We start from the raw sequence: 12,914 nt of genomic DNA on the forward strand, positions 1-12,914 counted from the left end.
AACTTCCTCAGCCTCACACTCAACACTGATCGCTGGTTCGAGAAAATCTTGAGTACCGACTTCTACAGATGAGCGATAAAGTATAGTATCTAGACCGGGAGTTCCTGAAGGGGTCTTCATTACAGTATTATCGCTCATAGCTGCAGTTGAGGATTGCAACAAAATAAATTCGTAGGGAATAAAGTGAGATTTGTATAATTCTTTATTATATTTTACAAATACATAATCACCCCCACTATACTTCCGCTTAATCAGTTCAGCTATACATCCACGGATAGCGATTGACCCGATTAATTTATACTGAGTATTTTACAATATTGATTCAAGAGCGGATACCTATGAAGCAACCCACTCCAGAGAAGGTGTAAGCCGATGATATCGAACGACACAGAAACCGACTATTCAGGCGTTTGTAACGCAGTCTGTAGTAGTATCTCTGAGCCTGTCTGTGTGTTTGCTGTCAAACGAAGTGACACTGCCCACACATTCGTGGTTGAAAATAACAATACTATCCACAGCAGACAAACAGGGATCGAGAACGACGACCACGGTGGTCAACCACTGGCTGAGTTGTTAGATGCTAAAGCTGCAGCCGCGCTTCGTCACCCACTGCAAGACTGTCTCGATTATGCCGAGCCGGTTGAACGAACCGAAACCATCAGTTGGCCGAAAGCGACAATATCGTGGGAGACAACGTACACACCTGTTGTCCAGGATGGAACCGTCGAAAGGATTGTGGCGACCTCTCAGGAAGTCCCGAACTCTCCGTCTCCTGATAGTCAGCAGTCGAATCAGGAAGTGACACAGCTCACAGAACGGCTCAAACTCGCCGTCGAGGGCGCGGGAATTGGCATCTGGGATTGGGATATGACGACCGATCAGGTCGAGTACAACGAACAGTGGGCCTCGATGCTCGGCTACACACTCGATGATATCGAGCCACATCTCAGTGCCTGGGAGAGCCGAACCCACCCGGATGATGCTGAGCGAATCAAAACAGCATTAGAAAACCACGAGCAGCAAGCAACCGAATACTACGACACAGAACACCGGATGAAAACCGCAAGCGGCGATTGGAAGTGGATCCGCGATATCGGAACCATTGTCGAACGAGATGCCGATGGTGATCCGATCCGTGCGGTTGGGATTCATATCGATATCGACCAGCAAAAGACCGCCCAACAGGCACTCGAAGCTGAGCGAGAGATGTTCAAACAAGGGCCGGCAGTTGTCTTTCGCTGGGGCGATGACGCTGGCTGGCCCATCGAATACGTCTCAGAGAACGTCAAGGACACGTTCGGTTATACACCGGCTGAACTCCAGTCAACTGCGTTTGTCTCACTCGTTCACGACGAGGATGTACAACAGGTCAGAGAGGCGTTTAGTAGAGAGAGAAAAACCGATCAGGAATTGGTCACGCTGGATCCCTATCGGATACGCGATGCTGACGGGAATACCCGCTGGGTAAAAGAATACACAAACACAGCTCCGGACAACCCCGAAGACACCTCACTCGTCGGCTATCTCATCGACATAACAGAGCAAAAAGAAAACCAACGAGAGCTTGAAGCACGCGAGCAGAAGTACCGCAATCTGTTTGAGCACAATCGTGACGCGCTCATGCTCATGGATCGTGAGGGGTATCTCGACTGTAACGAACAAACACTCGAACTGTTTGGAATCGATTCGGTCGAGGAGTTCGTCACGCATGCCCCAGGGGAGCTGTCACCCACGACACAGCCCGACGGGCGACCCTCACAGGAGGCTGCGAGTGACTGGATTGATGCAGCCTTTGAGTCGGGTGAAGCAGTCTTCGAGTGGGTACACCAGCGCGCCGATGGGACAGAATTCCCGGCAGAGGTGAAGCTCACCCGATTCGAGTATAACGACAGATCGGCTGTGCATGCCCTCGTCAGAGATATCACCGAGCGCAAACAACGGGCACGATCACTCGAAATCAGCGAGGCGAAGTATCGAAGCCTGTTTGAGGATAGCCGCGACGCCCTCATGCTGCTTGACCGGGACGGATTCTTTGATTGCAACGAACAGACACTGGAACTGTTCGACATCGGGTCTGTCGAGGCGTTCACCGAGTACACCCCGTGGGAACTCGCGCCGCAGTCCCAACCAGATGGCAGAGACTCGAAGGCGATAGCATTAGAACACATTGAAAAAGCGTTCAACGAAGGGACGGCATTCTTTGAGTGGATCCACCAGCGCGGTGATGGCACGGAGTTTGCTGCTGAGGTAAAGCTCAGCCGGTTTGAACATCAAGGCGAGCCAGCAGTCCATGCGATTGTCCGAGATATTTCTGCGCGAAAAGAGCGAGAACAGCAACTCAAACAATTTCAGAAAGCCGTCGAACAGACCGGTCACGCAGTGTATATGACCGAGACAGACGGAAACATCGAATACATCAATCCGGCGTTTGAGTCGATCACCGGGTACAACAAAGCTGAGGCAATCGGTCGCAAGCCGAGTATCCTCAAATCAGGCGAGCACAGCGACGACTACTACGACGAGCTTTGGGAGACGATCCTCGCCGGTGACCAGTGGGAAGCCGAGGTGATTGATGAACGGGCAAACGGCGAGGAAGTCGTACTCAATCAGACGGTTTCACCGCTTACCGATGAGGAGGGCACCCCCGAGAAATTCGTCGCAGTGGCGAACGATATTACCCAACGAAAAGCATATGAACGCCAGTTAGAGGAACAACGTGACAATCTGGATATTCTCAATCAGGTGCTGCGTCACGATATCCGGAACGACCTCCAATTGATCCTTGCGTACACGGAGATGGTCGGGGACACGATAGATCATGAGGAGGCAGAAACGCATTTGGATACCGTCTACGAAAACGCGGAGCATGCCGTTGATCTCACAACGGTAGCCCGAGAGATGGCAGCTGTCATGCTTTCGGCGGAGCAAGAACTTGAACCGATCAGTATCGGTTCGGTAGTACGATCTGAGATTGAACAGATCAGGGAAGCATATCCAGACGCCAACATCATCTCTGCTTCGGAGATTCAGCAGGTATCGGTGCGAGCTAACAAGATGTTAGGTTCCGTGTTTCGCAACCTGTTGAAGAATGCAGTCCAGCACAACGACAAACCAGTTCCGACCGTTGCCGTGTCATCGGACACAGCGGATGGAAGTATCAAAATCCGAGTTGCGGACAACGGCCCCGGCATTTCTGACGCCGCAAAGGAGGATATCTTCGGGAAGGGTGAGAAAGGACTCGACAGTGAGGGTACCGGTATTGGCCTTTACCTCGTCAAATCGTTAGTAGAGAGCTACGGTGGTAATGTCTGGATCGAAGATCGCAACGAAGGCGGGATTGTGGACGCTGAAACACCCACAGCTGCTCCATCTGAGGGGGCAGTATTTGTTGTTGAGTTGCCGACAGTACAACCAGACTAACATATGCTCTGCTTATCAGCCATTTGCAAAGATATTTTTATATTTACAGGTATGATATAAACGTGCACAATGAGCAATCAGTTTCAGCCACAACGGGTGGCGGCTGGGATTCCGACTGTGACAGAGGTCTTGAATGGTGGCCTAGTTTCTGAATCTGCAACCTTGGTTCGTGGGACACCCGGTGCTGGAAAAACGATCTTTGGGTTGCATTTTTTAGCTGCTACTGATCAACCGGTAGTATATATCAATCTTGGCGAACCGGCGGACTATATTGAGTCAACTGCAAACCAATTTGATATTGACACGAGTCATATCGAATTTCTTGATCTCTCGCCATCCGGTGAACAATTTCAGGGGAACCGATCATACGACCTCTTCGAACCTGACGAAGTCGAAACAACGTCGCTCGTTGAGCAAATTCGGGAAACAATTGAGACTAATGAACCAACACGAGTACTTGTTGATCCAATCACAGAATTTCGACACTTAGCTCCAGACAGCCGACAGTTCCGAACCCAAGTGTTGAGCCTGATTGACTTTCTCAAAAATCAGGGAACGACAATTGTACTTACCTCACAGGCTGCTGCTTCCGTTCCGGATGATGATCTGCAGTTTCTCGCTGATACGGTGATTTCACTATCGGCTACCGATGGGCAGCGAAGTCTGAAGGTGCCAAAATTTCGTGGATCTGATTTCCAAACTGGCCCACACACAGTCACAATTTCAGACGATGGGATGTCCGTGTGGCCAAAGCTTGACCCGTCTAAACACTATCGTGACGGTTCGATCTCGACACTATCTTCCGGTATTAACGAGCTAGATGCACTGCTTGGTGGGGGAATCACCACAGGAACGATCTCATTTTTTAGTGGCCCAACAGGGGTTGGAAAAACCACCACAGGCCTGCAATTCATAATTGAAGCTGCAAACCGTGGTCATCGGTCAGTATTGTATAGCTTCGAAGAAAGCAAGCGCACTATTTTGACACGCGCAGAGAAGCTTGGAATGCCACTCAAAGAACAGATCGACGCCGAAAACATCGTGATTCGGGAAATCGGTGCTGATGAACTAACACTTGACGAGTTCACCTATCGAGTTCGTTCAGAGGTCGAAACGGAAGACGCGGAGATCATTATGATTGACGGAATCACGGGATACAAACAAGCATTCGATGAAGACACTATTGATGCAGATAACCGACTCATAAAAATTGGGCAGTATCTCCGGAATATGAATGTGACTGGAATCGTCACCAACGAGGTTCACCAGATTACCGGTGACTTCAGGGCAACAGATCAAAATATCAGCCATTTGGCTGACGATATAATATTCCTCAGACACGTAGAATATAAAGGAGAATTACAGAAAGTAATCGGTGTCTTGAAACGTCGAACTAGCGACTTCGAGACGACGCTCCGAAGACTCGCAATAACCGAAGAGGGACTGGAGGTCGGTGAACCACTCTCAGAACTACGACGGATTCTTACAGGGACACCGGACTGGAACGATGACTGAATCAACCGATGAGGTGTTCGGCGAGTCAGAATCTCACCAAACTGATCGTTCATCATCCGATCCGACGGTCATTTATCCACTCATTGCTGACAGCGGCAACGAACGAGTTCTCCGAGAATGGCTGGATGCTCACGAGGAGTACACTCTCGTCGAAGACGAGCCAGTTGATGAAGCACTATTTGACATTTGTTTAGCTGATCAACCTGCACTGATAGACCACAGCGAATCTATTAGGGCAGCGAAAACAGCCGCCAAGCCAGCACTGTTGCCTGTCTTACTATTAGTGTCTGATCTCGACACGGATCTCCTCAGCACGGAACATAATGAACTGGTAGATAACGTGCTTGCAACGACCGTTGATGAATTCATCTCGCTCCCGATTCGAAAGGCCGAATTAGAATGGCGACTCCACACATTGCGGCAACTCCGCGAACAGTCACTAGATCTGAAAACGCAGAACGACAAGCTCAGACGGTTCAGACGTGCTATCGAAGCCTCGGGTCACGGGATCATAATCACCGACACTGATGGGACAATAGAATACACGAACCCCGCCTTTGAGGCCACAACCGGATACAGCAATCAAGAAGCGGTTGGAAATAATACTAATATGCTTCAATCTGGCAAAATGAACGATTCGCACTACGATCAGCTGTGGCAAACAATCTCCGCTGGAGAGACGTGGCATGGAGAAATCGTTGACCAACGCAAAGACGGGAGTCAGTATATTGTAGATCAGACAATCGCCCCTATCTCCGATGCATCAGGTGAGATTACAGCATACGTCGCGGTTCAAACTGATATTACTGAGCGAAAGCAGTTGGAAGACCGACTCAAACAACACCGCGATATCGTCCAACGCCTCGATGATCCGATCATGTTGCAGAACGAGGACGGTCAATTCGAATTAGTTAATCAGGCACTGTGTGACTTTGCGGGTCTCTCTGCTGAGAAGTTGGAGGGTACAGACGAATATGAGTTCATGGATGAGCCAACAGCCAAGTTTATTCATCGGCAAAAAAAGGCGGTTCTGTGGACAGAAAAACCGGTAACGTACAGTGTCACACCGACGTTCGAATACAGCGGTAAGGAAGCAGTCTTCTACACGACTCGGTACCCGTACTACAACGAGGAAAGTAAGTTAGTAGGGACGTTAGCGATCTGTCGTGACGTGACCGATCTCGATAGGCGTACCCGCCATCTCCAAGTGATAGATAATATTCTTCGACACAATATTCGAAACAAGCTAACTATTATCAAAGGACGCGGAACACAAATTCAACGCGACACCAATGGAGAGCTCACACATGCTGCGGCCTCTATTGTGGAGGCTGCAGATGATCTATTAACGACAAGTGAAAAATCCCGACAGATCACACAAGTATTTTCAAATGATACCAATATAACTCAAATCAATCTTTCAGATACCATTGAGCGTATAATTAACAATATAAAGCATAGGTGGCCTGATATCAAATTCTCGGTCACGATCCCTGACGAGGTTGTCGTTATCGCAATCCCAGAAATCGGTGATGCGATTAAAGAGTTGGTTGAGAACGCTGCAATGCACAATGATAAGGAAACATCACAGGTTGAACTGAGCGTAACGGTTGACAATGAGGTAGTCGAAATTCAGATTTCCGATAATGGCCCTGGAATGATAGCGTTCGATCAAGAAGTGTTGGAGTCAGGGACGGCCATCGGTGAGTTATCTCATGGTAGCGGATTGGGCTTGTGGCTCGTTTATTGGATAGTTCAGCAATCGAATGGAACAATCAATCTCACTGATCAAGACAGTAGTGGGACAACAGTGAACATCAAACTTCCGGTGCCATCCGCACAGTGAAGTATCAGTCGATCACATCGGGTTAGTAGACGTGTCCGCTCGAAGAAGGTGTGGAAACACCCTGAGCTGGCAACGAGCTAAAAGAGGAATATCTGCTTAAGTTTGTCGTCAACAACTTCGAACAGAAACTTCCGACTGACATCGGAGAGAATGTTGAGACCACGACGGAGTGCTCTGATAGATCAAAACACTCCCACTTGCGCGTTAGGAGTATCCTCGGGGGTTGGATTGAAAAATCAAGCTTCTTTGCTTGCTACCTCATACATATACAAGTGACCCGGTTGCTCGTTGCCCATGCCCTCCTCTTCGTCGTGACCGCACTCGTGTGTCTGGCTGGGATTCCACGAGCAAGAAAGATTCAGCATGCAGGAACACGTGAAGGGTTACTCGGATTACTGGTCTCAGTTACGATCTGGGCGGGTGGCTACGTTGGCTATCTCTTCGCACCGACTATCGAATGGAAGCTTGGCTTCTATATCCTTGGGAGCGTCTTCGCGTTCGTCGCCGTTGGTGCATGGCTGTATTTCTGTGCCGCCTACACCGGCCGTCCCCCACGAAACGCTCCGTACCGAACCACAGCGGTTGGTGCGTTTCTGGCTTTGGCTGCGCTCAAAATCACGAATCCACTCCACGAACTCTACTTCACTGCTACGTGGGCAACCAACCCGTTTCCGCATCTCGCAATAACGCATCAACCACTCTACTGGATCTCACTGGGTATCACGTACGTCATTAGTGGTATCGGATTTTTCATGCTCTTCGAGCAGTTTCACCACACAGGTGCCGATACTCGCCCGCTTTTGGGACTCGCTGGCCTGACAGCTATTCCAGCTGTCGTGACCGTGTTCAGCGACGAGCTCCATGATGTACTGCCGTTGATGTACGAACCACCGGGAGTGGCACTGTTCGCTATTGGAACGCTGTTCGTCTACAACCAGCGGTTCGAAGCGATCCGGTCGACAGCTGACACTGACTCCCCGGCGATCTTCCTCGATAGGGACGATCACATCCTCGACTACAATGAGGCTGCGCAGGCCATTTTTCCAGCCCTCGATGGATCGATTGGGTCACACATCGACGCCGTAAGGCCTGCTCTCGCAGGCGCACTCCCCGAGCAGGATGTCATCACCGTGACAGAGAACGGAACTGAGCGGGCATACGAAGTGTCACACACACCGTTCATGGCCGGTGAAATGGAAACGGGGAAACTGGTAACGATAACGGATGTCACGGAGCGTGAGTCATACCGGCAGCAACTCGAAGCGAAAACCGAACAACTCGAAACGCTGAATCGAGTGGTTCGACACGATATCCGGAATGACATGGCCGTGGTTCAGGGCTGGGCTGATTCGCTTGAGAATCACATCGATCCAGCCGGTGAGGATGCACTCGAACGAGTCATTAACAAGTCCGATCACGTAATCGAACTAACGGATATCCTCGCCGATGTCGTGGAATCGGTAGCAGGAACCGGGGAAACCGCAGTCGAACCGACAGAGCTGGCTCGTATCCTCGAAACTGAACTCGCTGCAGTACGAGAATCCCATTCGACCGCCGAGATACGTGTCTCCGGGCCGATCCCGGCGGTGTCCGTGCAGGCCAACGAGATGCTGTCGTCCGTCTTCGGAAATATTCTGGAGAATGCTGTCCGGCACAGTGACGAGAACCCAGCAGCGGTCGAAATTTCCTGCACGGAGCAGGCGGAGACCGTCCGTGTAAGGTTCGCAGATACTGGTCCGGGTGTTCCCGACAATCAGAAGGAGGAAATCTTCGGAAAAGGCGAAAAAGGATTAGAGAGCCCGGGCTCAGGAATCGGGCTGTATCTCGTTCACACACTTGTAGAGCAGTTTGGCGGGGAGGTATGGGTCGAAGACAACGACCCGAAGGGAGCAGTCTTCATAGTCGAATTGCGGAAGGCGAACTGATGGCAGCGGTTCCTTAGTGCAGTGTGCTATTCTTTGAGAGTGGCTGTAAGATCCTCTACATCGTGCACAGCCGCTTGTAATCATACGCAAGCAAACACGTTTCCTGATGGTGCCTCATCGGTGATTGAGACCACATCTCTGCACACTGAATTGAATCGGTTGTCTTACCAAACAAAGAATCAGTCAGCATCAGATTGTTAGGTAAGAATTTGGGCCAGCGTTCTTCCGTGTGTCTGCTGCTCTCATCGCTTCAGAAGTACCCAGTACTGTCACCGACAGAAAGCACTTATTCCGAGCAGCGAAGATAGCCAGTGGCTGATTCCGATCCAACAGCCACCAACCCAGACCCACAACCACCCTACTGGTGCTACTCATCCACAACTTGTAGGGAGACTCGCGGCCTCACTTTCACTCGCACACTCCTTTCGACACACCGATAGTTGATCGACAACCAGAGTTGCTCAACGACTACAGTCGGCTTGTCCACCGGTGGACTCACTCGGGATGAACTGGCTCTCGACAGTCCGAACACTGAGCGAAAACACGCTGCTCACCAGCAGACTCGTACTCAATCAATACCGACCCAGCTGGGAGTGTCGAACCGCAGAACGGGCAGACGCCAATCGACTGATCCTGGTCGGCCATACGGGAAGAGGAACTTGGAGCGTGTGACGACCCGCCAAGTTCCAATTGGTCATACAAATTGCATCTACAAAATACTCAGCCACCCATAGCAGACCTGAACAGGACGATACAACGCGGTAGGGCCAGTTCTGTGACGAATGGCTTCTCTAGACCACCACTTGTTTGCCACCGGAACAGAGAGGCTATCCAGCGGGTGCGTAGTTCAGTTTGGCAGAACAACCGGAGCGCGTCTCACCAGCAGGGCCGTGAGTCCGCGCGGCACGGCCACTGACTGCAACGCTGGTAAGGCGTCCGGAAGGCCCTAGGTTCGAATCCTAGCGCACCCATCAGAAGGCACCAACCGATCCGCGTTACTCTTGCTCATACTGGAGATTCATCACCCACTGGGTGAACACATCGCTTTGCGAATCGACATCATCCTCACCAATAAGCGGTGAGAGCATGTCACCAGCCATCAACAAACGGTAATCGAGATCTGTATCAGTCGGTGTCAGGTAGTACGTCTTCCGACCATCGTACACTGTCTCCGTGCGTTCAATCAACTCTACGTCCAATAGTCGGTCAACGATCCGACTTCCAGTGCGTGATGAGACATCAAGTTCTTTCCAGAACTCGCTTTGGTGGATACCGCCAGTCTCCTCGATCAGTTCCAGCCCACGCTGTTGGGATTCGGATAGCTCAACGGGAGGTTCAGCAACGCTCACACAATCGCATAGATCCGAATTTGACTAAATCTGTCGATTAAAATCTCCTAACCAAGAAATAATCTAACGACTGAGTTGTGAATTTCAGGTATTTGTCGGCAAGGCATACTCCTCAGCCAACTCCACGAGGTCATACACATGAATCCCAGATTTGAACCACAGTACCCGGTCGTCCATCCCCTCGAAATCGTCTGCCGAGCAGTCGAGCCGTTCTGAAACCGCAACTACGAGATTGGCTGTATCAGCTGCCCTAATCTTCGTCAACTTCTCTGAGAGGTACTCTGGCGTCCAGAAACCAACGATTTCGAGGATTACACGTCGGCCATCAGGATGCTCAATGGCAAAATCAGGCAACATCACCTCTGCGCCGAGATCGAGGACATCATCCTCACGTACGAGGTTCCATTCAGTATTCGCCCGCTCCCACTTGTCAGCGAGGGTTCGTTCGACATCGCTGTCAAAGTCGCTCTGTGCCGAATAGTGTGAAGAGAGGCTGTCAGTATGATCCAACGCAAGCGTTCGGCGGTGATCCGTTGTCCCGGTTGTCTCATCGAGAATCTCGGCTTCCATCTCCCAGCGCGTACACAACGGCAGAGCTGGCAGGAAATTCGCCATCCGAATGCCGTACTTCCGTGATTTCGAGAACAGCGAGGCTGCACCGTCGAGGATAGCCTCGTATCCATCGGCTACGTCTGTACTCTCAACCCTGTTTCCGGCGTCGTCAATTGGATAGATCCGGTGCATCAATCCAAAGAGTTTGACGTAGCTGAACACCGTCGAGAAGGAATCCCACACGCAAATCCGCATCTCCGTCGAATCGTAGAGAACAGCCTGCGCTAACGCCAGATTGTACCGAGTGAGTAGCCACTCGACAGTGATCGTGTCATCCGCATACGATTCCGCACTATCACCGGTGAGCTGTGTGGTAGTCGTCGTCTCCTCACCATCGTAGCCTTCGATGGCCTGGTTGCCAAAGCGAACGAGTCGCTTGTTCTCGTCGAGGTCAGCGTACATTCCCTTGTAGCACTCCTCAAGCGAGATCCCGAGTCGGTCAGCGACGTTGCTGTAGATATCTAGCGGTTGGGTATCATCGCCGAGTGTCGGTTGGCGGACGACCGGATACGAGTCGTTAGCCTTCTCGAACAGTCGCCGACGGATTTCCTGTGGATCGACCGGGGCAACGACTTCGAACTCACACTCGTCTTGCAATAGTTTCGCTAGCCCTTGGACGATTTTGTAGTCCGTATCGGCGATAGTGAGCTCGTCAATCGTCGCCTCTAACTCGCCTTTCGGCTCACCCAGATGATCGGTGAAGATTTCGATGAGTTCAGCCGCTGTCTGTTGATATCTATCGTCGGCAGGATCGACGAACAATGGCGTGACCGTGTCACCGTCCGTCCGGGAACGAGCGAGGTCGGCAGTGAGCATCAGGCCACCCCCTGTCGGCGGCGATCTGAGACGTAGGTCTCCATCGTATCTTCGGTGATGATCTCATAGAGCCGAGCGGGTTGGTTGTCGTCAGTCGGGCGGAGAATCCGGCCGAGCCGTTGGGCGTACTGCCGTTTGGACGCACTCCCAGAGAGGATGATCCCGACGTTGGCAGCCGGGACATCGATCCCTTCATCCAGAACTTGGGAGGTCGCCAGCATCGAATATTCTCCAGTGCGGAACCGCTCTAAGATCTCCGTTCGTTCGTCGGTGGCTGTCTGGTGGGTGATACAGGGAACAATGAACTCTTGGGAGATCTCGTAGGCGAACTCGTTGTTGGCGGTGAAGATGATCGTTCGGTCGTCGTAGTGCCGTTTCAGGAGGTTATCGAGCGTATCGAGTTTCTTCTCGGCGGTACGAGCGATTTTCTCGGCTCGTTGTTTAGCGATGAGAGCTCGCCTCCCCTGCGGGTCGTACGAGGTTCGTTTGAGAAACTCCTGATAGCCATCTTCCTTCCAGAGTTCGATATCGTGACTATCGATATAGTCGCGGTAAATCTGGTACTCTTCGTCGTAGGTCTCCCGTTCGTCACCGGTGAGCTCAACTTGGAGATGGATCGTCTCGTACTCGCTGAGGTACTCCCCAGTCAGCTCATCGACAGCCTCCTGATAGACGACCGAACCGAGCAGGTCTTCCAAGACTTCGTGTTGTTCGTCGGCCCGTTCGTAGGTAGCAGTAAGCCCGAGTCGATACGGCGCAATCGTCATCTCGGGGATCTGCTGATAGGTCGGTGCCGGAAGATGGTGGACTTCATCGACGACAAGCAGACCGAATCGGTCACCGTACTCGTTGATGTACCGATAGGCGGAATCGTACGTTGTAACTGTGATCTCGGTCACATTGTGGCTGCCACCACCCAGAACGCCGACGCCGTCTGGGAGTTGCTCGCCAAAGGCGTTGGTAAGGGTGGCGTGCCACTGGTTCATCAGGTCAATCGTCGGGACGACAACAAGCGTACTGACACCGGCGTCAGCGATAGCCTGGACGGCGAGGAAGGTCTTGCCGCTGCCAGTTGGGAGGACGACACTCCCACGTCGGTCGTTATCCCGCCACGCTGCCAGGGCGTCCTGTTGGTAGTCTCGTGGTTCGATAGCAACCGATGGCGTGAGATCGAACTCAGAATATGAACGAGCAGCATCCTCGAATTCAGGGAGACTCGCCGTCGATTCCCGGAGTGTGGCTTGCCCGTCACCGGTGGCCCACTCGTAGATCTCCCGGTAGTGCTGGACTTGAGCCCGATACTCCTCGACACGGTCGTCCCACTCAGCATGGGGGACAGTATCGGGAGCATCCTCAAGCAAGAGAGTGCCGTCGTCGAACGAGAGACGCATTCGGGTCGGCCTACAGTGGGGACGTACTTGTCGCTGCTGG

The 12,914-nt window shown here is 51.8% G+C and carries 7 protein-coding genes and 1 tRNA gene; 5 read left to right on the plus strand and 3 right to left on the minus strand.

Annotated elements, in window-relative coordinates; all coding sequences use genetic code 11:
- The first annotated feature begins 372 nt into the window (after positions 1–372).
- From HKK80_RS14630 to HKK80_RS14650, 5 genes are all read left to right on the plus strand, one after another.
- Positions 373–3,420 carry a PAS domain S-box protein gene (locus HKK80_RS14630; protein WP_411800321.1) on the plus strand — a complete coding sequence of 1,016 codons (3,048 nt, stop codon included), beginning with the start codon at positions 373–375 and terminating at the stop codon, positions 3,418–3,420.
- A gap of 69 nt (positions 3,421–3,489) precedes the next feature.
- Positions 3,490–4,935 (plus strand): ATPase domain-containing protein, encoded by a 1,446-nt coding sequence (locus tag HKK80_RS14635; RefSeq protein ID WP_411800322.1) that lies wholly within the window; start codon positions 3,490–3,492, stop codon positions 4,933–4,935.
- On the plus strand, positions 4,928–6,781 hold the full coding sequence (locus tag HKK80_RS14640) for a PAS domain-containing sensor histidine kinase (protein WP_411800323.1): 1,854 nt from the start codon (positions 4,928–4,930) through the stop codon (positions 6,779–6,781). Before HKK80_RS14635 ends, HKK80_RS14640 begins: the two co-directional genes overlap by 8 nt.
- A 272-nt stretch (positions 6,782–7,053) precedes the next feature.
- Positions 7,054–8,706 carry an ATP-binding protein gene (locus HKK80_RS14645; RefSeq protein WP_411800324.1) on the plus strand — a complete coding sequence of 551 codons (1,653 nt, stop codon included), beginning with the start codon at positions 7,054–7,056 and terminating at the stop codon, positions 8,704–8,706.
- A gap of 836 nt (positions 8,707–9,542) precedes the next feature.
- Positions 9,543–9,677 (plus strand) — tRNA-OTHER (locus HKK80_RS14650).
- Between the two features lie 24 nt (positions 9,678–9,701).
- Here HKK80_RS14650 and HKK80_RS14655 read toward each other — a convergent pair.
- The 3 genes from HKK80_RS14655 to HKK80_RS14665 all read right to left on the minus strand — a co-directional run bounded on the left by HKK80_RS14655 (position 9,702) and on the right by HKK80_RS14665 (position 12,874).
- Positions 9,702–10,055 (minus strand): helix-turn-helix transcriptional regulator, encoded by a 354-nt coding sequence (locus tag HKK80_RS14655; protein WP_411800325.1) that lies wholly within the window; start codon positions 10,053–10,055, stop codon positions 9,702–9,704.
- Between the two features lie 84 nt (positions 10,056–10,139).
- Positions 10,140–11,483, minus strand: a complete 1,344-nt coding sequence (locus HKK80_RS14660; protein WP_411800326.1) for a DUF790 family protein — start codon at positions 11,481–11,483, stop codon at positions 10,140–10,142.
- Positions 11,483–12,874, minus strand: coding sequence for a DEAD/DEAH box helicase (locus HKK80_RS14665; protein ID WP_411800327.1), 1,392 nt, complete (start codon positions 12,872–12,874; stop codon positions 11,483–11,485). The genes HKK80_RS14660 and HKK80_RS14665 overlap by 1 nt, the downstream gene beginning before the upstream one ends.
- Positions 12,875–12,914 lie beyond the last annotated feature (40 nt).

The organism is Halonotius sp. F2-221B, from assembly GCF_046719765.1.
GTDB lineage: Archaea > Halobacteriota > Halobacteria > Halobacteriales > Haloferacaceae > Halonotius.

Bases quoted from the DNA above. Each gene is read 5' to 3' on its own strand.
- HKK80_RS14665 (WP_411800327.1), bottom strand. From the start codon at position 12,874: ATGCGTCTCTCGTTCGACGACGGCACTCTCTTGCTTGAGGATGCTCCC.
- HKK80_RS14660 (WP_411800326.1), bottom strand. From the start codon at position 11,483: ATGCTCACTGCCGACCTCGCTCGTTCCCGGACGGACGGTGACACGGTC.
- HKK80_RS14640 (WP_411800323.1), top strand. From the start codon at position 4,928: ATGACTGAATCAACCGATGAGGTGTTCGGCGAGTCAGAATCTCACCAA.
- HKK80_RS14630 (WP_411800321.1), top strand. From the start codon at position 373: ATGATATCGAACGACACAGAAACCGACTATTCAGGCGTTTGTAACGCA.
- HKK80_RS14635 (WP_411800322.1), top strand. From the start codon at position 3,490: ATGAGCAATCAGTTTCAGCCACAACGGGTGGCGGCTGGGATTCCGACT.